The organism is Janthinobacterium sp. GW822-FHT07H10 (assembly GCF_058798675.1).
In genome coordinates this window covers 286,502-307,136 of the sequence record NZ_JBXAKS010000005.1, presented here as the reverse complement: position 1 = coordinate 307,136, position 20,635 = coordinate 286,502, and the positions used below count along the sequence as shown (strand labels likewise).

Here is a 20,635-nt window from a genome sequence, read left to right as displayed (position 1 = left end):
TGTCCTCTCTGAATGCAATACCGCTATTGGCTTGTCGCCGACGCTGGAGACGGCGCGCCTTCTGGAACCGTCGTGACGGTCCCGATGGGAGGATCGGCAAGCGCTCCCGCTGGCGGCAAGGTTGGCCGTGTTTCGGCGCCGGAGTTGGCCTGTCCAGAGGGAGACGCAGTACCCGAAGATGACGCCTGCTGAGGTGCGGGCGGTTTCAGGGGAGCAAAGGCATCACGGATCTGCCGCTGCGCGTGGGCGATCTGCCACCGGCCAGAGTCTGTCTGCAGGTAGACAAAGGACTGATCGTGGAGATCATGGTCGCTGTCCTCCCACGGCTTGATCCAGAGCCGCATGACGCGCGGCGGCGAGCGCAGTGCGGCGGGTTCGAACGCAGGCAGTCCCTGCATGGAACTGCCGCTGGAGGCCGCTTTGGCCATCGTGTACATGCTGCGCGGGGCTGCAGGTGGCCTGCCCTTGGCAGCTGCCCCTTTGGCCGCCGCGCCGCCGCCCAATGTCAACGAGTTGTAGTAATTGCCGGATACGGAGTTGCACTGCACGCCTTCCGGCGCCTTGCAGGCATATTCGGACTTGCCGCCCAGGCCTGTCATGTCGCCGCACCCGGCCAGGATCGTCAGGCAAACCGCTGTGACGGACAGGTTTGTGGCACAGAATGAAATCGATGGATTCAGTTGCATGATTACTCCTTTGGGTTCTTGCTGGCTTGGTGGCGCGACGCGGCCTGCGCCAGATGGGCCTCGATTTCGCTGGCACTGATAAAACCGGTTTCCCGTGCGCCATCAGCAAAGAAGAGGGTCGGCGTGCCCTGTACGCCCAATTTGCTGGCCAGGGCCAGGTTGCGGTCGAGCGGATGGGCGCATTGGGCTGGTGCGCCCTGCCCGTCCAATGTGCCGCTGACGGCGCTGCGCCAGGCAGCGATGCGGTCGGTAGCACACCAGATGCGCAGAGGTAAAGCCTGGTCCTGGAATGGCACCATGAAGTTGTAGATGCGCAGGTTGGATACCTTGACCAGTTCCGGTTCGAGCTGGCGGCAATACGGACAATGTGGATCGGTGAAGAGATAAAGGACGCGTTCGCCCTTGCCCTGCGTGGAGACGATTGCATCGGCCAACGGCAACTGGCGTACATCGATAGCCGCTGCCGTCGGCGCTGCCGCGTTGGCGGCGTTGCTCCGCAGCTGCAGTTTCGGTGCGGTCAGGTCGCGCATGGCGCGCAGATCGACCAAGCGGCCAAAGATCATGTAGTCAGGGCGCGTATCGGCGACAAAGCCGACGTTGTCTCCCATCCACACCTCGAAGACGTGGGGGATCGGCGTCGCCGTGACCGTATCAAAGGCCGTGCCGGGATAGGCCTGCTTGAGCACGGCGAGCAGTGTGTCCTCGGCCGTACTGGCGTGGGCGACAACAGTGACGGCGCAGGCGAGTGCGGCGAGGCCCAGTCTAGTCAGCTTCGTCATTGAGAACCTCCATCGTGCGCTCGGCAAGGCCGAGCTGATCTTGCCGGTCCGCGTCGCTGCGTGACATGGGCCGCGCCGGAAGGCGCACACCACGGGTCAGCACCACGTCCACTTTGCGGCCCGCATGCACCTCGATGACGGGAAACGTCTGTTCGGCCAGCCGGATGTAATAGTTGGCCAGGTTGTTGAGCGCGCTCCCCATGCCGTTGCCAATGCCGCGGCGGAATTGATCGCCGGTGCCTCCGGTCGTCGTCGACAGGGTGCCAAACGGCGAAGTCGTAAATGAGGTGTTGCCTTGTGCAAAACCCTGGCCAATACCGCTGACGATGCCAGCACGCAGGCTATTGGCCAGCAGTTGGCCCTGTTTGGAGACCAGCGTACCGCGCAGCCCCAGATTGCCATCCTCGCCAAAGATGTTGCCCTCAATCTTGACCTCGACCACCGAGCGGTCGTAGCGGATGCAGGAGAGCACATCGGTGCGCAGATAGGCGCGTTCGGAACTGATGTCGCCATAGCCGGAGGCGACCACAAAGCATTCCTTGACGTCCGCGCGGAACTGATTCGGCAGGATGGCAGCGGTTGAAATCTTGATGAGTGCCGGCAGCGGATTGCTTTGGGCCTGGCCGCCCGTCGGCGCATCGATCCCACCGAGCAGTTCTCCCGGCAGGATGCCCACTGGCAGGAAGTCGTCCAGCGTGTTTACCGGCTTCAGCGCATTGGCCCCGGCCTCCTTGGTGGCTCCGGTGTTCCCGCTGGCGTCTGTCGCGGCGCCCAGGGAAACGCGGATCATGGAGGCGGGCGTCTCCGGTGGTTCGTTTGGCCGCAGTACGCCGGGGTTGCCACTGGCTACGTCGGTGGCAGGCGGTCCTGGCGGCGCGTTGCCACCAAGTGGTGTGCCGGGAGGGTACTGCGACGGAGCCGGCGCCGATGGCTGGGGAATGGGCGGCATGACGGGCGCGGGCGGCGCTGGCGGCGGCCCTTGTTCTGCCGTGGCGGCCGTTTTTGCCTCCAGATCCGCCAGGCGTTTGAGCAAGGCTGCTTCGATGGCCTTGCGATCGCTGTTGATTTTGTCCTGCGCTTCCTTGTCGCTGTCATATTGGGCCAGCTTTTTGCCGGCATTGCCGACCCATTGATCTTCTGGCGATATCTGGCCCGGCACCATCATGCTGTCACCATCCACATTGACGGTGGCGCGTTTGTCGGTCGACTTGGGAAGCTGCCGGGTGGGGCTGCCGGACTCGGAATAGGCCAATACCGCCCACAGGACGCCAATGCAGGCTGTCACGATACTGGCGGCGGCCAGGTACTGTTGCTGCCTGGGCGTCAACCGTGCCGTGCAGGATTTCAATGTTTGCATGATGCGCATGGCGGCTCACTCCCCTGCCCTGATGACATAGACCCGCGTGCTTTCGTTCGGACGCAAGTTGAGGTTGTCGATGGCGACGGCCAGGACATCGCCATCGTCGCGGTCAAATTCCTGTTCTGCGAGCACCAGCGGCGCACCGCTGATATTGCTGAGTGCATAGGTCTCGCCGATGAGGCCACGGCCTTCAAACTGGCGGATGAGTTTCATGTCTGCTTCCGCCCACAGCAGGCGCGCTTCGTCGCGCGCTTCCATCCGGACGTCGTCGGGCACCTGCTCGGAAGCCATGAACATCAGCATCGATTTCAGGGAGCGGATGAATGTGGCGGACCTCGCCGGCGCGAGGCCGCCGGCATTGGCTGCCTTGACCTGGCGTCTGGCCGACTTGTCAGAGATCACGATGGTGTCTGCAGGAACCTCCGCGCGGTTCAGGCGCAAGGTGTAAGTGGCCGTGGCAGAAGAAATAAACAGGTTGATCGGCTTGGCAGCAGTGCCCACCGGCTGAATATAGATTTCGCCTTTGGCCAGGTCGCAGGCAAGCGACAGCTGGCCGCCGGGATTGACAGCAGTGACGGCGCCAGGCGCTGCGGGCAGGCTGGCGTCAGTCGGTTTGGGAGCACAGTTGCTGCTCGAGTAGATGTTGCCAACGACGTCGATGATCTTGCCGCCCTCGATGCGGATGCGCGTGGGTTCATGTGCGGCGATGACCGCCTCGATGGTGGCGCCGTCCCTGACCTCTCTGGTCTGTACGGCCCAAGCGGGGAGCTCAACGAGTCCCAGCAGCAGCCACGCCAGTGGCAGTATCCGGTTTTCCATCTTTCAACTCCTTAAAATCTTTCAAATGCACGCGCGCGCCGCGGAAGACGAAGTCCGCACGGTAGGTCTTGAGGTTGTCAGAGGTATTGGCCCCGTTCACCTGGGTTTTGAGGTAGCCAGTCATCGTGACCGATTGCGTTTCCTCGTCCGGCACGAGTTGCTGCATCTGGAAGTAGGTACTCGCGTTGAGTTTTTTCAGTCTTGCCGCCTCCAGATCCTGGCGGGTCTGGATGCTGCCGGCGTTCTCCGGCAGGCACCAGCTGAGCAGCATGTCCTTCTTCCATTCGATCGACTTCGGCGTGACGTCCAGCATCAGGTAGGCGATATAGCCGGACATCTGCACCAGGTAGTCGTTGCTAGCCTTGCCGTCCTCGATCCAGAACGTTTTATTGATAGCCGGCGGCACAATGACAGTGCGTTCCGTGCCGGCGATGTGGACAATGATGGTCAACGCCAGCATCAGGCAGACGGAAAGGATGCCAATGGCCAGCCGCTGGTCAAATACGCGGCGCCGCAGAGCGCCCAGGTCATCCTGATAGGTTTCCAGTTTCACGGTGCTCTCCTTGGTCCTACCCGACCATCTTGCGGATATGCGAAGGCGGGGTCGAGCGCATGGACGTCAACGGGCTGACAGGCAGGTACCAGTACGCCCAGTGCAGGACAAAGGCCGGATGCTTGTCCGCTTTTTTGCGGCTGAGCCAGCGCGACACGGCGACGCCGGCGCAGACCGCGAGGAAAAATCCGAGTTTGCTGCTGGCCAGATAGCCGACAAAGATCGAAAGGAGGACGGGAAAGGCGACATCAAAGTCCCAGAGGCCAATCTTCCATTGGTCGTCTAGCCGCCGCGGAATATAGGTATCGGCTTGCATGGCGTCCTCCTTTCTCAATGTGCGGTGTCTGCGCCAGCCTGGTTCAGATCGTGGCGCCCATGATGGCGCCGCCGATGACTAGTCCGACCGCGCCGAAAATCGCCAGGCCGATGTAGAACAGCACCGGACCGAAATTACGCAGGGCGGACAGCGAGATCAAGGCCACCACGAAGCCGATGAAGCCGACCAGTGCTTTCACGCCGGGTGCCAGTGCGGCCAGTTGCGTCAGTGCTGATGTCAGCGGGCCGGTGATGCCAGTGAACGCGACGAGGTCGATGGCGGTGGCGGGAATGGCAGCGAGCAGGCCCAGGGTGATCAGGGTCAGCAGTGCCAGGACCTTGGTCGCAGTGGAGACGCGCAGGCCAAGCGGCCGCTTGCCGTGTTGTTTGAAAGGGAGAGCTGTGACGTACTGCAGGGTGTTCATGTGCATTCCAATCGTGATAATGAAGAAAATTGTCTAAAACTGTCTGTGCGGGCGGCTAGGTGATGCGGCATGGCGGCGTAGGGGGACCACGGACGGGGCATTGCCACGCAATCTTGCCCGGCCGGTACGTTACCCATGCCGAAGTCAGGTTGACCAGGTGCGCTTCGGTCATCATCTCTGGACCTGCCGAGGCGCGTCGGCGGTGAGGCTGAGCTCCACCCTCCGGTTATTCTGGCGGTCCGTCTCGGTCGCATTGGCGGCGGCGTAACAGCAGGCGCCGCTGCTTCCCACCTCAAGCTGAACTGCAGGCACGTGCAGATGGTGGCGCAGATAGCGCTCGACCCTGGCCGCGCGCTGGTGTGCGATGGCATCGTTCAGGGCCGGCGTTCCGGTGTTGTCTGTTCTGCCAGCGATACGAATATGGGACGCTGGCTGCACCAGCGTGAGAAATTGCTGCAGAACGTATTGGGCCGTTCTATCGAGACGGGACGAGCCCGGTGCAAAGTACACCGCAAGCTCGGTGACATCGGACAAATCATTGTCGTTCGCTGCACCGGTTCCCACTTGTGTCTCACCCTGTTTTCGCTGCGTGTTGGCTGCCGTGATCGTGGCTTGCGGCACCTCTTCAATGTGCGCATCCCGTCTTGCCAGCGTCTTGGGCGTGCGCGTAGGGCAAGCTGGATCGATACACAGGCCGTAACGTGTATGTCTACCGTAGTGAAGCTGGGTGATGTGCTGCATGTGGGACCCTGGCGCGGCTGCGCGGGAAGACAGTCCTGCAGGTTGGGGCTGGGTATGCACATTTTCGCAGGAGGCCATCAGCAAGCTGGCTGCAGCTATCCCTGTGGCGGCGAGTGTGGCATGCGCAATCGAGCGTCTCATGTCAGCCCCACTGCCACCAGCGCAGGCTGCGTTGGGACGACCGATTCCGCTCGCGCATTTTTCTGAGTCCGGTACTTGCCCCGCGGCGTAGCGCGGCGTATTACCGGCGGCTTGGTATTGGTGAGAAAACCGTATACGCGCCAGGCGTAGCGCGTGCGCGTAGCCTGGCATTGGGCCGTATCCAGTTTGGTACACGAGGCGTTGTATGCACCGATCGCCTCCCAGGTATTGCCGTACCTTTGCAGCTTTTCCACGAGAATTCGGGAACCAGCATGAATGTTTTTACAGGGCTCATGCAGTTCTTGCTCGGTCACCCCCAAATTGCGCAGCACCCGTGGATCAGAATTGACACCCATATAACCGATATCCACGGTACCGGTTTGGCGCAGATGGCGGCGATTGACTGCGTTCGTATCCAGTGACGATTCCGCTTGAGCAATCGCATAGAGCAGCGGTGCCGGCACATTGTGGCGAACGGCGGCTTGTTCCCAGCAAGCCCAGGCAGGACCCGGACAAACAACGAGGATCGCTATGAAGCATGAAAGATGTCGTTCCATGGCAAGGAGCAGGCATAAACCCGAAAGCGTTGATCCACCCGGCGCGCGCAGGCGCCAGACCATCAAAGGTGTACATCGGGTAAGCCTGGCATCAGCCTGGCAAGGTCACTTCGGGTCGCATATCCGTTTACGATATGTCTTGCGATTTGCCTCTTATGGCAGGTGCGATACTGCCCGCTCGGCGATATTGCGCCGGGCCTGTTCAAATATTTTTCCTTGCGCCCCCTCTTCCTGCAGGGCCAGGGCGATGCACGCGGTCGTAAACTGTCCCAGGTCGAATCGGGGATGGGGATGCCGGTTCATTTCGGACTTCTGCAGCGCCAGCAACAATACATACTGCGCTCGCCAGATTTCCTCTTGTCGACGCGGCATGCATTGGTCGCGCAACACCATCCGGGTATGCAAAAACGAAAAAATATGTTTCGCCGGTTCCGGCTGTACAAACACTCTTGCAATACAAGCACTAATTAGATCGGGATACCGCAATTTTGGCGAACAATTGTGCTGATGGTTGAACAACTGGTCGAGTTGATGAAATTCCTCCATCCATACCAGCGTACCGATCGTTTCGTCACACCGCGAGGAGGAAGCAGCAGAACCATGCGTAGCGGCCGTGTGAGCGGAAGATGAGGACGGCATCGAACGAAATTCAGTATTCATGGCGACTCGGAATCAAAAATGACTGCGTACGACATCATGCTAGCGCATCGCACCACCAATGTTTGTCCAAAAAGTCGCGCTTTTTGTGGACTATTTGGATTAACTCGGGTGCCCTTCGGTGACGAACGATAGTTGCGTGGCTCCTACCTGTCCGCTCACGCATAGTGCACCACTATTTGCCCTGCTAACCACCCCACCCCACCCAACATCGCAGGCAACAGAAACGGGGACAGTTGAATAGGCAGCACACATGCTACTGCCAACAGACAAATCAGCAAGATGGCTAATCCCATCGCTGCCGCAAACCACTCCGGGTGCGGCCTGGCGAATTCCAAGCGTTTAATTCGCCTGCGCACCATCGCATCCACGATGAAGGCCATCATCAGCACCGCAAACGTCGACCACCACTGTACGATGCCAGCTAGTCTATACAGAGCCAGCATGGTCAGCATATCGAGCGAGCGAAAATAGCTGCTCTGGAACAGCTGTGAGCGTACCTGCCCAAGGCTATTGGCGACGGGCCGTGTTACCGGATCCACCTGCCTATCCTGGGCGCTAGCCGATGCCGGTTGAACGGCCAATGCAGCTTGATACTCAAACAATCGACTCAACACGCGGCGTGCATACGGATTACCCCAGCAGTCCACACTGGCCATATGCTCGGCGCGGATCTGCGCGACAAATTGCTGCGGTGGAAAGGCTGACGGCAAATACAACACCAGAATCAGGAGCACGCTTAGCGAAACAATGGCCGTCAATCGAATCATCATGTCTCTCCCTTTTCCTTCTCTTCGAGGCTAGCATCCTCCACGCCAGGGTCGATCAGCGTAAACCGCCCCTTGTAGACATGGCCGCCAGAAACTGAGGCGAAAAACTGCAAATTGGGCAGCTTACCCAGGATCGATGGCGGCACCAACTCGTTGACTTCCTCGCTCAACTGCGTTGAATCGACCGCCGTATAATCCGTGAAATGGCCATCTCTGGCCGTGTTATGCCCCACTTTCATGTTATGGATAGTGGTCTGCCCCAGTGTTTCATTGATGAACTCCTGCGTGGGCTGATCCTTGGTTCGAAAAGCGATGAGGTTATTTAAGTTCCCCAATGCCATGCGTGCCGCCTCCTGGCTGCCAAGGCGTTTTGCTAGGTCGGCGATCGTCTGCATCGCGGCCGTGGTATACAGCCCTCCTTCTGCCCCCTTGTTCAGTATCTCGATCAAGGGTTGATTGATCACGTTCGATAGCTCATCCACAAACAGCGAAATGCGCCGCTCCCCTCCCAGGTTGTAGCGAATGCCTGAACGGGCCGCCAGGTCGGCCAGCGCCATGGCGCCGATGGCCGTTGCAACGGAAGGATCTGGCAACGAGTCAAGACACAGCAGCAGTACGTGTCCGGCGCGCTCGATCTTTTCCAGATTCATGATCGGACGCTGATCGTCCGCATCAAAAGGATCCGGCGACAAGCTTTTCCCGAGATCGCCGGATGTCAGCATGGACAAGATCGGTAAAAGATTGGCGGTTATTTTCTGATAATGTTCGCGGTTATGCTGAAACACCCGGACCTGTGAACTGACCACCGGATCACGCCGAGCCTCATGCACATGATGATCGTAATACGTCACATACGCCAGTAGCTCCTGGCTCGCGGCTGGCGTTGGTGACTTGATCTGGCCCCTCCTCGCTCTGTCGAGCAGGCGCACCATCTCGGGTGTGCTACGCCACTGCATGCCAAGGAGTTCCTCGTAAAAACGCTCGAGTGCCTGCTCCAGGATCGGCTCAACGCCGCCCTCAATATACTGTTTCAGTTTTGCCAGATTCGGACGTTTCTCTAGTTGCACCATCCCTTGCACGACCACATTCACCGCGTCCCAACCAAATGCGCTGAACGTTCCGGCTGTGTCTGGTGGCATGATCGACTGAATACGGGAGGCGACTTCGGTAGGCTTTTGCCAGTTGAACGTAAAGTCGAGACGGACACCCACTTCCGGAAAGGCGGGATGAAACCACAGAAAACTGTCTGGCTCACGATACAGTTGGCAGGCCTTCATGACCAGTTTCTTGAGACGACGTGAATTTTTTGGATCAATAACAATAACGACATCACCACGTCGGATGGCTTGAAAGATCAACCAGCCTAGGCATACCCCTTTGCCGGACTGCGTGGTTCCGACCACCAAGGTTCCCCCTTCAAAGTTCTGCAGCGGCCGCACCAACAAACGTTCCCGCGACTCGACGCCATGAATCCAGGGCAAGCCAATCTCTGCGTCGGATTGTGGATTGGGCTGGTACCCCAAAGCGCGTATGAGCCAAGGTGAGATGGTCATCGCGCGATAATCGATCTTGATCAGCTCGTAAAGCCGCTGAGAGTGCAGTGGCAGCCAGATGAAGCCCAGGCCGAATACGACCTGTTCAGGATCGCCTGTCCATGTCGCTAGCCGGGAGACTGGAACCATTTCCATGGCGCGGCCAGACAACGCGGCACGAATACGCACAACACGCAGGGCTTGCCGGCAGCGAATCAAGGCGATGAGGAGTGAAAAAAAAATGAGCGGAAAGCCCGCACGCGGTGGCAAATGATCAGGTATGAGAAAGTAAAAAATGGCGGCGGCGAGCATCCATACCAGGGCGGCAGCCCCCTCAACGGGACCACGCCATGGCATTTCGTACTGTCGCAGCAACATGGTCAACCTGCGTTCGAATGGATTGGTGCGTCCCCTGCTCCATCTATGCCCTCGACGAATTGGCGTGCGATGACTATACCTGCCACCACATTGCCATGTAAGTTGTGATGCTCAACAGGCTCGGATCCTGCCGGCCCTGCGACCAGCATGTCGGCATCGGCAAGCGCGCGTAGCGCCATCTTCGCATCCACCTGTCGCACCACGAAAGCGTCCAACGGGACAAACAGGCCGGAGGCCATGGGGTAACATGCCGGTGGCAAGGACGTATCATTGAGAGACCGGACGACCGCCTGCAGTATCTTGGCAATGCCAGGACTCAGGCGAATCGGTGCACGCAAAGCGTACTTTCCCCCTGCCAGCTGGATGGGCTCAGTATGTTTAGCCTTCTTAGCCTTTCGTTGATGAGCACCTGCTGGTGGTCCGATACTGGTGTTCTCCCCAGCTACGGGGATCGGTGCGATGGATGGCAGCGGCAGTTGACGTTCGCTCGCATCCGGAGGCGTGGGTGATGCAACGCGCTCCCCCTGAGCCTCGGGTGGTGTCGCCCTCGCCTGTCGAAGCATGGTGTCACGCTCCGTGGCTTTCCCCTCCTCATGAGAGTAATCGAGAGCAATATCCGTGTCCAGCGCCACCGGTGGCGGGTGTAACACAGTAAGGACGCAGGCTGGCGTCACCAATTTCAAGGCCTCCAAGGGTGCCGCGGCGCCAGGTGGCCGGATTGACCAAACACCCTCCTCCGAACTTCTTGGCAGGATGATCCCGGCAGCGCTCAGAATTTCCATGGCATCCACTGGCGAGGCCGGCAAGCCATACAATCCCTCGTCTTCCAGCAAGGTGAGTATGTCGCTTATGCCATTCGGCCACACCAGAAACAGACCGTCCCGTCCGAACCACATGCGGGATCGGTCGGAATTTGGCACCCATCCCTGATGGGACTGCACCAACTCACGCATCGCATTGAGCAGAAACCTGGCAAGGTATGCGCGCGCCCGTGCCTGGCCTGCCGGCGCATCGGCATCACGCAAGTCGCGGTGTATCACCAAAGTCGATGCTCGATTGACGAGGTGATCAATGACATTGCGATCTTGATATCTGACCTCACCACTGATCGCGGCAAGCATGTGGGCCACGATCATCGAGCCGTCGTGCGCCAGGTAGGCCAACGTATCTGTCGGTAGGATCATCGGTAGCGCGAACAACGAAAGCGAGCGACACCCCTGCCTGGCCTCCCCCCACCTGACGAACAGACGGTCAACCTTGTGTATGTGGGTCCATTCTTCGAGCGGGTTCAGGTATGGCTGCCAAACCGTTCCATGCGCATCACTGACGACGACAGTGTCGAGCGCGCGGTACAGGTAGGCGCATAATCCCGCGACAAAGGTAGCAAAGCGCCAGCGTGGCTCCAACTGACGACGGGTCGATATCGTCGCCCTGCCAGCGAAAATCTGCGAATCGGTCGCTTGTAATGCGAAGAACGCCGTCTCCAGGCCCAGGCGCACTAAACCTCCAGGGCGAGCAAAAAAACTATCTTGCGTCGCTGGCAGCACATTCACGTAAGCGATGTACTTCCTGATGAGCAGAAGCATTTCCTTGGTAAAAGCATGCGCGTCGCCTCCGTAGGCCAATTTGATGCGCCCCAGGATATCCCGATTGTCGACCAAGATCGCATCGATACTAAGGGGACGCATCCCGCCGTCACGCGTATGAGCAGTTTGGGGCAGTGAGTGTTGCGGACGGATGGGCGTGGCCTGCCGGCCGCGATCACATTGACGATGGTGGCCAAGCCAACCCAGGTACTTGAGGATATTTACACCGGCCATAAGGATCACTCACTTGGCTAGGTGAGCATTATGGCTATGCAGATCGACTTACGTCCAGATGAAAGCCGGCCCTCCACTGCGATCATTCATCGACACATAGCTCGGTCACCGATCAACAGGCGACCTCCTCAGACAATGCTAGATGTACAAGAAGGTGAGCGGCGATAATGGACCCGAGCATATCGGTCGGCACTACCGTAGCCACAGGGGCAACCATACTGAAAGCACGTTCGCAATCCTGTCACTGCCTGCCGTGTACGTCCGCTTTCGCCCCAAAGCGGACATTGCCTATGTCGCGGAACACTCGACACCACGCAAGCGAAGCGAACGACAAAGCGTATCCACCTTAATTTCATTATCTTGCACGCTCACAAAATATCTTTCATTTTGCAGAGCCTCAAATCCAGACGGCAGCGCCCAGATTGGCTCAAGATAATTTCTGAGTGAGCCTTCTAAATAATAGTTAAACCCGTCTATCGATCCGCGTTTGGCATCATTGGCGAAGACGCAGTCGAACTCCTCGATCCATTTTGCGAACTGGGTACTGATTCCGTGAAGCCCCGGATATAAACGACGTAACGGCGTCGTCAGAAATCGAACCTCGCCGATGGTCCAGATGACGTCGCGGCGAACCTTGGGGAGCAATACAGTCGCCAAAGGCGAAGCATCGGTATCAATCGAGCCGTCAGAGCGGTACTTGATCTCGCCGAAATCCTTGAAGTGCAGGGCAGCGCCCCAGTCAGTAAGTGTAACGGCTGGGGGTGCTGCGAGCGCACGAAACCATTCAAGTATTTCAGAGCAGGCTTCTGGACTGGCGGCAAATCGATAAGTCGTGGCCATCTGGATAGAGCCCTTTTATTAGGTGATTCGCAGACGAATTCCTACGTCTGTTTTTGGCCGCTTGCCGTCGTTGTCAGGTTCAGCCCCGAAGCAGACATAGATCTGACGCATTCGACATATGCCACCGCAGCAGATTAAGCGTCGTGATAAACAACGCCGTATGTGTCGAACATAGCTCCAGCTAGCTCGACCATGCTTAAGCCGCTGCGCTCCCAAAAAAACAGAAAGTACTCCAACTTGTCGTAAGGTGCTTCAGCGTCCATGCCGTGCAGCGCACAAATCGTGGTTCTGATACGCAACACCTCAGGGTCATCCGACATATCGCGTCCTCGGATGGTCTCCCAAAGCCTCACCCGGACCGCTAAGGCCTCGCTATCCGTTGCCGCGCCCTCAAGATATCGTTTAGCAGCCAAAACAGAAGACTGCGCGGTAACGGGTAGATATTCGATCACCCGAGCCAGGGCGTTAACCATAAAGCGTTGAGCATCACCGTGCTCTACCGGATCATCCAGATCAACGGTGGATGAAATAACATCAAAAGGATCACAGTGAGACATGCTGACTTTCTGAGTAAAGCTTAATTGGTCAATTGCCGACTGTCCGCTTCTGCCCGGTTGCTGCCTTCAACTAGTGAGGCGCTTCTTGTCCCACCACGGCTTAGCCTGTTGTTCAACTGAGGAGGCTACTCTTGAAGCAATATTCTGGTAATCCGCCTGTCGTTTAAAGAAGCCAACTGGCTCAAACGAAAACCAATTGTCCGAACCGGGGCCACTTGCACCCAGTCGCAACCTTTTCGATGTCTGCGCAGCCCGTAGCTTGCTTACTGGGGCTTCTTTATCAATATACACGTTCTCTCTTCCTGGTTCTGCATACGACAACTCAGCTACAAAACTGCCCCCTGCCAATCTAAACTGAAAGGAGAATAGGTCCACGTGTTGATTTAGCTCGCGATAAAAATGAGGGAATGTTCCTTTAAAACCCAATTTACGGAGCACCGGGACCACAACCTCCTTGAGGGCGTCATTCATCTCTTTTCTAGCATCGACCATGAGCGACTATTCAGTCCTTCCACATTTAGTAAATTTTTCAATGACCGGCCGCTTCTGGCCGATTGCAGCCGCAAAGTTTTCCGGACTATCGGCTACGCGACCAAAAATTCATCCGTTGAATCATCCGGCCAAATGGTTGTGTAGATATCATCAGAAAGCAAGCGGTATCCAGCTTTTACATCATGTAGCAATTTGAACCTATCTAGGATGGGTTTGCTCGCTTCAAATACGGCCGTCGGATTTGTGGCGAGGATAAAAATATTTATCTCGCCACAGCCCATATCATGACCGTCGACTTCAGCAATATCATTCAACTCAATGGAAAGTTCCTTTTCCAAATTCATCATTGCGTCGAAGTCAACTAGAGAGTCGCCACGTACTTGCAATACCAACTGATAGCTCATATCACCTCGTAAATCCCATCACACTGAAAATTTTCGGCCGTTCGAAGGGCTGCTGCTGGCCGGTTGCCATCATCAGCAGGTTACTCTCAAAAGCAGACGAGCCAATCTCATAACTTTTGTAGTCGAATACGCAGAAAGTCAATAACCGGCCCGCTTTAGACGGAATATCAAATTTCTTCCGGCATGGCCTTACCTGGCTTCCAAGCTGCAGCATGCGCTTGGGCCTTATCGACCGTTGGCTGATCTGCGCGCGCCTTCAATCGCTCAATTCCGGCCTTTGCCTCATCCTCTCCAAATATGGCAGCGAGCATATAATAGGCAAGAGGAAGCATAAGATTTTCATTGCTTCGCTGGCTCGATTCATATATTTCTGCAAGGCTCAGCATCGCCATTGAATGCCCTACCTTGGCGGCCCTTCGAAATAGTGATACTGCCTTCGTTGCGTCCTTAGGGACCCCGTCGCCATCCAGATACATGCCAGCTAGGTTATTCAGTGCTTTAGGAAAACCAGATTTGATAGCGATCTCGTAAAATTTCACCGCCCTTACCTTGTCTTGGGGGATACCATCGCCAGTGTGCAGCATTACTGCCAAAACTTCGGCAGCTTCACGCCATCCACGGTCTGTGGCCCGTTCAAAGTAATCTGCTGCCTTTATCTTGTTCATCGGTTGGCCAATCCCATGAAGATATACCTGCCCAAGCTCATACAAGCCTGGCGCTGCTTTCTTTTCTTCTAATTGCCCCAGAATTTTCATGCCTTTGGGAACATCCGCCTTTACTCCGACGCCTTCCACGTAAAGGCGACCAAGCAAAGCCGACGCATCATCATAATCCTCACAATTATGTGCCAACTCAAGCCATTTGACAGCTTCGTTTGGTTTGGACACTCCTCCAACCCCTTCTAATAAGACCTTGGCAAACTCCTTCTGTGCGAAGCATTTATTGATGACTGCTTGGTAATTCAACATTTGCAGGCCCGCTTGGCGTACGGCGACATCGGTTTCCAAGCGATAAAGCATTAAACCAAACTGCGCGGTTCCAGAGCCCAGTTTCCGAAAATGAGCTTGCATCGCCCAAAATTTAGCCAAGCTGTCGTTTTTCTCAACCCCCATACCTCCATAGTACATTTGGCTCAGGAAGACTTGCGCTTCTGCACTTTCCATTTCCGCACCGATCTTCATGTAGTTGAACGCCAAGTCGTAGTCAACGGGTAAGCCGTACAGGCCAAACATATACGTGCGTCCCATCGCGAGACCTCCGTACGCGTTTCCATGATTGGCCGACTCTTTAAAATAGGCGACAGCACGTGCCTTGTCGTCATAACCCGGCTCTCCCGTAAGGTAGATCAATGCCAGATCGTGCAGCGCATTGCTATCTCCTTTTTCAGCTGCCGCCTCGAGCAATCGAACGGCTTTACCCAGGTCCCGCAGGACATTTTTCCCTTCCATATATCGTGAACCGAGTTTGCTTTGCGCAACAGTTATACCTTTCTCAGCTGCGGCCTTGAGGTTGAGTACGCTGGCTCCGCTCATTTCCTCGCGCTCTAGTTTCCACACCGCCTGCATATCGGCATCTGCGCGCGCCTCGCCATATTTTTCAGCGTCGGCCAAAACGGCAAATGGACTACCGACGATTCCATATCTACTGAGCCAATTCAGATGAAAATCAGCCTTCCGAATTTGCTTCGCTGCCAGATAGGCCTGCGCAATCACAAAATGCGCTTCCAACTCTGATTGTTCACGGGCAGCAATAGGCAAACCTTCAATCGCTGCAAGCAATTCGTTCAACAAACTTCGTCCTCGCAAAAATTCAAACAGAGGAACCGGCCACTTCCCAGGCCGGAGAGAATTAACTACGCCAGCAACTTCAAGTGGCTCTGGTTTGCCTAACCTACGAGACAATGTCGCTGCGAGCAGTGCATCGCTTGCCGACAGCATTCCTTCACCATTTTTCGATTTGAGAAACCTCGACAAATTTACCTGGGAGGCTGCAAAATCTTTGGCGTGAAAATCGGCCCACGCCTGCATTAAGGTCAATGAGTCATCGTCAGCCGGTTCCAACTTAGCTAATTTCTTGCTGGCGGTTGGCAAATTACGGTCCACTATGTCAATACGGGCCAAACAAAGGTCCTTGGTACGCTTATCAGCGTGAGCCTCAACCAACTTGTGAATTGCTGCCACCGGTGCACTGACCAGTGGGTTCCAATTCCGAACTGCGTATGTATCAATGGCCAACTCACATAGAGCCCGATAGTTCAGTTTTGCGTAAGTACTGTCCTCGAATTTAAACTCCGGCAGCTTTCCGCTTCTCAAAGCCTCGATTTGCATTTCTTCGAACGCATTCACCTTGTCCAAGATATCGAGCACGCGCAACGAAGCGGATTTGGCAGACTCCGGCGATACGTTGACGGGCTTGAAGCGTAGCTTCGACTCGATGAGCGGTGAAAGCTTGTCTGCTTCGCGCACCAGGTGCGCCATTTCATCCGGAGGAACCTCGGGCACGTTGATGGCGTATTCAACGTAATAGTTCAGTTGGGCGCCCCGCCAGGTAAGCTGGCCGTTTGCGATGAAGAAATTGTTCTTCACTTCCATCCGTTCATCACTCTTCATCATGCGCGCCTCGCTGGGCAACGCTACGTCCAACGTATAGCGGGTTCGATAGCGCCCGGCAGAAATCCAGAATGGGTATTTCCGAACCACTTTTTCTGGCAAACCTAACGTACCTTCCATTACGTGGGACCGTTGCGCTAACTGGTAACTGCCATTTTCTTCTGTGAGAATCTTGGGAACGGTCAATTGCGCTTCAATGATGAAGGTCGACCCACCGTTTCCATCGCTTAGCTTTGGCAGGCCATTCAACTGAATGTCCGGATAAGTACGCTCATACTGTCCCAGCACCACCTTTTTAAGCTCAATGGAACTCAGCGAACGATAAAACTGGCGCATGCCGACCGCGTACCGTCCACGATACTCAAGATGCAGTTTCAGCTGCCCTGCCCCGTTCAACTGCGGAATGTTGATTTGCTCGACTCGATCAACCAAAGGCTCGTCTATCAATTCTTCGGGCAGCGTAATCAGATCGGCGGTGTCACTGCTAACAACCAAGGCCGTCGCGCCTGGCGCCGGCGATGCCAGCGTCGAGATCAGACCGCGCTCATCCCGTATTGTCGGATCGACAAAATAAGGCTTTCCATCCAAAATCACACGCACAATAACGTGGTTGAAGTACCTGGGCGATGGCAGGAACTGCGCAGGCAATATCGGCGAGCCTGAGTTGACCAGCAAAGCTTGTGCCTGCAAACCCATCGCACGATACAAGGAGACCAACAAAAGGCTCTTGTCTTTGCAGTCGCCGAAGCGTCGCTTCAGCACTACTTCAGGAGCTTGGGGACGATGCGAATTCTCTCCCATCGACACGCTGAAATATCGGATTTCGTCCTGTACCCAGTGCAGCGCCTGCGACGCACGCTCCTCATTCGTACCGCTACTGAATTTTTGGGCAAGTGATCTCACCTCCGGTACAGCTGGCGCGTTCGGGAACAACTTGCTCGCCCATTGAGCCACCTCAGCCCAGTCGCGGTATTCGCTGAAATCCAGTACAGGCAAAGGCACGAGATTCGGCGGAAGCGAAGGTTCAAATTCTTCGGCCGAAAGCTCGTTCTCGCGGAACACCAGTTTGGCGACGCCATTACGCTGTTCAACGACAGGCTTTTGCAAACCGGGTCGAGCCACGCCAGAAAATTTCCAATGCACCGGCTTATCGGCAGGATAGAGAATGGTCGCCTTGCGCAATTCAATCGGCAAATCTTTTGTCCAAGGAAGTTGTTCATGCCAAGTGCTACCGAAAACCGGATTACTGCCCTCGATCGAATAGGTAGTCCAAAGCGTATCGCCAGGTTTGACATCCTCCAACAGCACTTGGGCTTTAGAAGTACCAGTGTAATAACCTTGGGCCACTTGGTTTTCGCTGTCTAGCAAGCGGACGTTTGCGCTCATTGTACGGTCCAACACCTGATCGCCACGCATAATCGCAATGCGATGCACGACAAGCTTCTCATAGGCTGGAACAAATGAAATTGAAAACTGACCAAGTTCAGACAATTTGGCTGACGAGTTCACCTGAATAGCACGATTCACCAAATGAGCAGGAGTAATTCCCGCCCAATACTGGACTTCGGCCAGCCGAAGAACAACGGGTTCGGTGGAAACTGTGGCAGGTACTGGTTCGAGTGGCGTCGCCCATTTTGGAAGCGCAGTACTGCGCAACAATTCACTTTTTCCTGTTCGTGCCTGGGCATTCTTCTGGGGCTGTGCTGCGAACGCAATATTTAAGAAATTAATGAGAGTGAAAAATACAACGAGCAGCGATCGCATATGATATGAGTTGTAATGAATGTAATTGTTATTGCGAAAGCATATCCATGTGGATCGAACCGCAATGCGAGAAAATCAATATTGACCAGTCTTCTGGACCTACACGTTCGTTAATATGCGAAGACACCTATCGCAAGCGCAGGACCAATGAGTCCGAGAGGGATCGCGAAGCTGAATAGGGTCATCGTAGAAAGATTCCAGTGTGATTGACAAGCCGTAGATTAGCGATCTTAAGTGTCCGCACTTGGCCGATAACGGACAATAAAATGGCTGAGTGTACGAGGTTGTTGCTTTCAGAGCAAGTAAGATGTTTGTTCAGCGCACTAAATTTGATATTCAGTAGTACGTACAACCATTAATGCACAACTATAGAGAATCACTGAGCAAGCGATCCAGTGATTGCACCCGTCATACGGGCAGGCACAAATCAGGTTTACCAGCAAAGCTCGATTGAATACGAGAATCAGTGGCATAACGTTTGACGAGCTTGCAAAACACACACCCGGACTGATCCCCCGATGTGTCCCCGAGTGCTATCAGATAACGACAACGGCACCGCGCGCAGGTATGCAGAGCTAACTGCGCTGAATGCTGGGTCCAAATCCCCTCAACACTCGCGATCAGCTCGAAAGCGCGGTCAAACGAGATGCTGGAGCGACCATTCCATCTCTCTCGATACATCTTGTAGGCGTAGACCATGGCCTTCCGTGCCGAGCAGGCATGTTCTGTGCGCAAGAAATGAAAAATGTTAGCAATCAGTGACGCTTCCGCACGTTGCACCAGTGTCGCCATATGGTACCAATCCTGCGAACTGGGCCATCGACCGCCGGTGGCTGGCCGGTCATTATAAAAATACTCCCGCAGCAGTGATGCACTCAATCCGGTCAAGTAGGCGACGGTTTTCATCCGCGCACCGTGTTCGACGCAGGATTTAGCGAGCTGCAGGGCCTGAATGTGCCGCTCAGCATGTTCGTACCCCATACGTCACCTACGCCAAGCGCGCACGGGCCGCAGTGGCCTGGCCGGCACGCGATGGTCCGCGTGCTGCATCCTGATCCACAGCGCCGACCCTGCACAACGTCATGGCCAAAACGGGCGGTGTTTCAAGGAGAGTTTTAAAATTACCTATTGGCTTAAACAGGCTTTCATGCGACATGCTCGCGGCCAGCAGCTGCAATGAGTCCACGCTCATTGCAGCAAGGGTCTCGGCTGAGGCTGTGTCGAGGTGAAAGGTACAGCAAGTGGCCAGGGGATCATGCTTCAGACCCACCTGGATAGTAAGTAAGTAATTCAAGTTGAGGTACTGCACTTCCGTAAATCGAATCGCGTCTTCCATGGTCCACCCCGCTTTGCCCCGCGATGGCGGGGCGTGGTCATTAATCCGGTTTCCGCTGTGCAAACCTGCCAGGTCGGTCAACTGATTAGCGAAGTCATGGGTAAGACGACTGCGCGCGCAGGCCATAGCACATTAAAAAAAGGCTACTCCGCAAACTTTCAAAGGTCAATAGCAACTGCTAATCAAATGAAAATATTTATATGCACTTTGGCAAACTTTCACTGGAGGAAATCCGATTCTCGCTCTAAAATCGAACTCAACCCCATGAAAATACACCTGTAACAACTGCTACAAATAATCTACAAACAAATTAAGGTCTCTTACTTTACCCCTGCCCGGAGACAAAAATCGTGACAATAAGCAATAACATCCCGCTTACCAGAGATGCCGTCCGCGAACTTGACATTGATATCGTCCCTGGTGTGCGGCAACGGCTCGCTGCAGAACTCGACAGACGGGGCGTACACCCAGGTCAACGCGAGCACTTCCTGAGCCAGATTACCGGCCGAGCGCTGCAAACAGTGGCGCGCTGGATCGATGAAGAAAAACCAGGTCTACCCGACCTGAAATCCCTCGCCATTGTCTGCCTGCAGTTCGACATGGATGCGAACTGGATCCTGGGATTGACATCGCATCGTCTCCCATTCCCCAAGCAACAACTATCGCCAAGGGTTCAGGAACAGGTGTACGGTCACGAAAAGCCCTCCTTTGACTGGATCGGTCACATGCTCGGACAAACCGCGTCGTTCACCGCCCCCAATCAAGTCGGGGTGATGAAGGGAGATGACATGGCTCCGCTCATCCTTGATGGCGCCCCATTTTTTTTTGATGCGACCGTCAATGAGGTGGAGGTCAACGGAATCTATGTATTGGATTACCAAGGTAGGCGCCTTGTGCGACACATCGAAATCATCGTGGGCGAAGGCCTGTTACTGCGTTGCGAAAACCAACGCTACAACTCAACTCTTGTGAAAATATCAAAAGCAATGCTTACCCTGACAATTTTAGGACGTGTTAAAGCAGCCATTAACATCAACCGATTCTGACGTATCAAGACCCGCATCACGCTTCATCGAGCGGCATTCCCCGGCAGCCAAGCT

General features: G+C 55.6%; 21 protein-coding genes. 1 reads left to right on the top strand and 20 read right to left on the bottom strand.

Annotated elements, in window-relative coordinates:
• Positions 1-23: 23 nt before the first annotated feature.
• The 20 genes from AC1RDJ_RS14665 to AC1RDJ_RS14570 all read right to left on the bottom strand — a co-directional run bounded on the left by AC1RDJ_RS14665 (position 24) and on the right by AC1RDJ_RS14570 (position 19,535).
• Positions 24-686: a TraV family lipoprotein gene (locus tag AC1RDJ_RS14665; RefSeq protein WP_493027838.1), complete on the bottom strand. Its 663-nt coding sequence runs from the start codon at positions 684-686 to the stop codon at positions 24-26.
• 2 nt (positions 687-688) lie between these two features.
• A complete protein-coding gene (locus tag AC1RDJ_RS14660; protein WP_493027837.1) occupies positions 689-1,465 on the bottom strand; it encodes a DsbC family protein in 777 nt (258 codons plus the stop codon).
• A complete protein-coding gene (locus AC1RDJ_RS14655) occupies positions 1,449-2,831 on the bottom strand; it encodes a TraB/VirB10 family protein (protein ID WP_493027836.1) in 1,383 nt (460 codons plus the stop codon). The genes AC1RDJ_RS14660 and AC1RDJ_RS14655 overlap by 17 nt, the downstream gene beginning before the upstream one ends.
• A 6-nt stretch (positions 2,832-2,837) precedes the next feature.
• Positions 2,838-3,644, bottom strand: coding sequence for a type-F conjugative transfer system secretin TraK (locus AC1RDJ_RS14650; RefSeq protein WP_493027835.1), 807 nt, complete (start codon positions 3,642-3,644; stop codon positions 2,838-2,840).
• Positions 3,595-4,197, bottom strand: coding sequence for a type IV conjugative transfer system protein TraE (traE, locus tag AC1RDJ_RS14645; RefSeq protein WP_493027834.1), 603 nt, complete (start codon positions 4,195-4,197; stop codon positions 3,595-3,597). Before traE ends, AC1RDJ_RS14650 begins: the two co-directional genes overlap by 50 nt.
• A 16-nt stretch (positions 4,198-4,213) precedes the next feature.
• Positions 4,214-4,513, bottom strand: coding sequence for a type IV conjugative transfer system protein TraL (gene traL / locus AC1RDJ_RS14640; protein ID WP_092715502.1), 300 nt, complete (start codon positions 4,511-4,513; stop codon positions 4,214-4,216).
• 43 nt (positions 4,514-4,556) lie between these two features.
• Positions 4,557-4,937, bottom strand: coding sequence for a hypothetical protein (locus AC1RDJ_RS14635; RefSeq protein WP_493027833.1), 381 nt, complete (start codon positions 4,935-4,937; stop codon positions 4,557-4,559).
• A gap of 171 nt (positions 4,938-5,108) precedes the next feature.
• Entirely contained in the window at positions 5,109-5,678 is a 570-nt protein-coding gene (locus AC1RDJ_RS14630; protein WP_493027832.1) for an OmpA family protein, read from the bottom strand.
• Positions 5,679-5,815: 137 nt separating this feature from the next.
• Positions 5,816-6,376, bottom strand: coding sequence for a lytic transglycosylase domain-containing protein (locus tag AC1RDJ_RS14625; RefSeq protein WP_493027831.1), 561 nt, complete (start codon positions 6,374-6,376; stop codon positions 5,816-5,818).
• A gap of 153 nt (positions 6,377-6,529) precedes the next feature.
• On the bottom strand, positions 6,530-7,036 hold the full coding sequence (locus AC1RDJ_RS14620) for a hypothetical protein (protein ID WP_493027830.1): 507 nt from the start codon (positions 7,034-7,036) through the stop codon (positions 6,530-6,532).
• Between the two features lie 155 nt (positions 7,037-7,191).
• The gene (locus AC1RDJ_RS14615; protein ID WP_493027829.1) at positions 7,192-7,806 is read right to left on the bottom strand and encodes an IncC plasmid conjugative DNA transfer DtrJ family protein; all 615 of its coding nucleotides are present in this window, start codon (positions 7,804-7,806) and stop codon (positions 7,192-7,194) included.
• Positions 7,803-9,713: a conjugative transfer system coupling protein TraD gene (traD, locus tag AC1RDJ_RS14610; protein WP_493027931.1), complete on the bottom strand. Its 1,911-nt coding sequence runs from the start codon at positions 9,711-9,713 to the stop codon at positions 7,803-7,805. The genes AC1RDJ_RS14615 and traD overlap by 4 nt, the downstream gene beginning before the upstream one ends.
• A gap of 2 nt (positions 9,714-9,715) precedes the next feature.
• A complete protein-coding gene (mobH, locus tag AC1RDJ_RS14605) occupies positions 9,716-11,533 on the bottom strand; it encodes a MobH family relaxase (protein WP_493027828.1) in 1,818 nt (605 codons plus the stop codon).
• 288 nt (positions 11,534-11,821) lie between these two features.
• Positions 11,822-12,373 carry a hypothetical protein gene (locus AC1RDJ_RS14600; protein WP_493027827.1) on the bottom strand — a complete coding sequence of 184 codons (552 nt, stop codon included), beginning with the start codon at positions 12,371-12,373 and terminating at the stop codon, positions 11,822-11,824.
• 134 nt (positions 12,374-12,507) lie between these two features.
• Positions 12,508-12,930, bottom strand: a complete 423-nt coding sequence (locus AC1RDJ_RS14595) for a hypothetical protein (protein WP_493027826.1) — start codon at positions 12,928-12,930, stop codon at positions 12,508-12,510.
• 66 nt (positions 12,931-12,996) lie between these two features.
• On the bottom strand, positions 12,997-13,401 hold the full coding sequence (locus AC1RDJ_RS14590; RefSeq protein ID WP_493027825.1) for a DUF4304 domain-containing protein: 405 nt from the start codon (positions 13,399-13,401) through the stop codon (positions 12,997-12,999).
• A 113-nt stretch (positions 13,402-13,514) separates the two neighbouring features.
• Positions 13,515-13,826, bottom strand: a complete 312-nt coding sequence (locus tag AC1RDJ_RS14585; protein WP_493027824.1) for a hypothetical protein — start codon at positions 13,824-13,826, stop codon at positions 13,515-13,517.
• A 167-nt stretch (positions 13,827-13,993) separates the two neighbouring features.
• Positions 13,994-18,199: a DUF3857 domain-containing protein gene (locus AC1RDJ_RS14580; protein ID WP_493027823.1), complete on the bottom strand. Its 4,206-nt coding sequence runs from the start codon at positions 18,197-18,199 to the stop codon at positions 13,994-13,996.
• 408 nt (positions 18,200-18,607) lie between these two features.
• Positions 18,608-19,180, bottom strand: coding sequence for a FlhC family transcriptional regulator (locus AC1RDJ_RS14575; protein WP_493027822.1), 573 nt, complete (start codon positions 19,178-19,180; stop codon positions 18,608-18,610).
• 7 nt (positions 19,181-19,187) lie between these two features.
• On the bottom strand, positions 19,188-19,535 hold the full coding sequence (locus AC1RDJ_RS14570) for a flagellar transcriptional regulator FlhD (protein WP_493027821.1): 348 nt from the start codon (positions 19,533-19,535) through the stop codon (positions 19,188-19,190).
• Between the two features lie 350 nt (positions 19,536-19,885).
• Between AC1RDJ_RS14570 and AC1RDJ_RS14565 the strand changes: the two genes are divergently transcribed.
• Complete coding sequence (locus AC1RDJ_RS14565; protein ID WP_493027820.1) at positions 19,886-20,581, top strand: S24 family peptidase; 696 nt, start codon at positions 19,886-19,888, stop codon at positions 20,579-20,581.
• Positions 20,582-20,635: the final 54 nt, after the last annotated feature.

Bases quoted from the DNA above. Each gene is read 5' to 3' on its own strand.
- mobH (WP_493027828.1), bottom strand. From the start codon at position 11,533: ATGGCCGGTGTAAATATCCTCAAGTACCTGGGTTGGCTTGGCCACCAT.
- AC1RDJ_RS14620 (WP_493027830.1), bottom strand. From the start codon at position 7,036: ATGAATACTGAATTTCGTTCGATGCCGTCCTCATCTTCCGCTCACACG.
- AC1RDJ_RS14650 (WP_493027835.1), bottom strand. From the start codon at position 3,644: ATGGAAAACCGGATACTGCCACTGGCGTGGCTGCTGCTGGGACTCGTT.
- AC1RDJ_RS14590 (WP_493027825.1), bottom strand. From the start codon at position 13,401: ATGAATGACGCCCTCAAGGAGGTTGTGGTCCCGGTGCTCCGTAAATTG.
- AC1RDJ_RS14600 (WP_493027827.1), bottom strand. From the start codon at position 12,373: ATGGCCACGACTTATCGATTTGCCGCCAGTCCAGAAGCCTGCTCTGAA.
- AC1RDJ_RS14660 (WP_493027837.1), bottom strand. From the start codon at position 1,465: ATGACGAAGCTGACTAGACTGGGCCTCGCCGCACTCGCCTGCGCCGTC.
- AC1RDJ_RS14595 (WP_493027826.1), bottom strand. From the start codon at position 12,930: ATGTCTCACTGTGATCCTTTTGATGTTATTTCATCCACCGTTGATCTG.
- AC1RDJ_RS14580 (WP_493027823.1), bottom strand. From the start codon at position 18,199: ATGCGATCGCTGCTCGTTGTATTTTTCACTCTCATTAATTTCTTAAAT.
- AC1RDJ_RS14585 (WP_493027824.1), bottom strand. From the start codon at position 13,826: ATGAGCTATCAGTTGGTATTGCAAGTACGTGGCGACTCTCTAGTTGAC.
- AC1RDJ_RS14570 (WP_493027821.1), bottom strand. From the start codon at position 19,535: ATGGAAGACGCGATTCGATTTACGGAAGTGCAGTACCTCAACTTGAAT.
- traD (WP_493027931.1), bottom strand. From the start codon at position 9,713: ATGTTGCTGCGACAGTACGAAATGCCATGGCGTGGTCCCGTTGAGGGG.
- AC1RDJ_RS14575 (WP_493027822.1), bottom strand. From the start codon at position 19,180: ATGGGGTACGAACATGCTGAGCGGCACATTCAGGCCCTGCAGCTCGCT.
- traL (WP_092715502.1), bottom strand. From the start codon at position 4,513: ATGCAAGCCGATACCTATATTCCGCGGCGGCTAGACGACCAATGGAAG.
- AC1RDJ_RS14635 (WP_493027833.1), bottom strand. From the start codon at position 4,937: ATGAACACCCTGCAGTACGTCACAGCTCTCCCTTTCAAACAACACGGC.
- AC1RDJ_RS14655 (WP_493027836.1), bottom strand. From the start codon at position 2,831: ATGCGCATCATGCAAACATTGAAATCCTGCACGGCACGGTTGACGCCC.
- AC1RDJ_RS14625 (WP_493027831.1), bottom strand. From the start codon at position 6,376: ATGGAACGACATCTTTCATGCTTCATAGCGATCCTCGTTGTTTGTCCG.
- AC1RDJ_RS14665 (WP_493027838.1), bottom strand. From the start codon at position 686: ATGCAACTGAATCCATCGATTTCATTCTGTGCCACAAACCTGTCCGTC.
- AC1RDJ_RS14615 (WP_493027829.1), bottom strand. From the start codon at position 7,806: ATGATGATTCGATTGACGGCCATTGTTTCGCTAAGCGTGCTCCTGATT.
- AC1RDJ_RS14630 (WP_493027832.1), bottom strand. From the start codon at position 5,678: ATGCAGCACATCACCCAGCTTCACTACGGTAGACATACACGTTACGGC.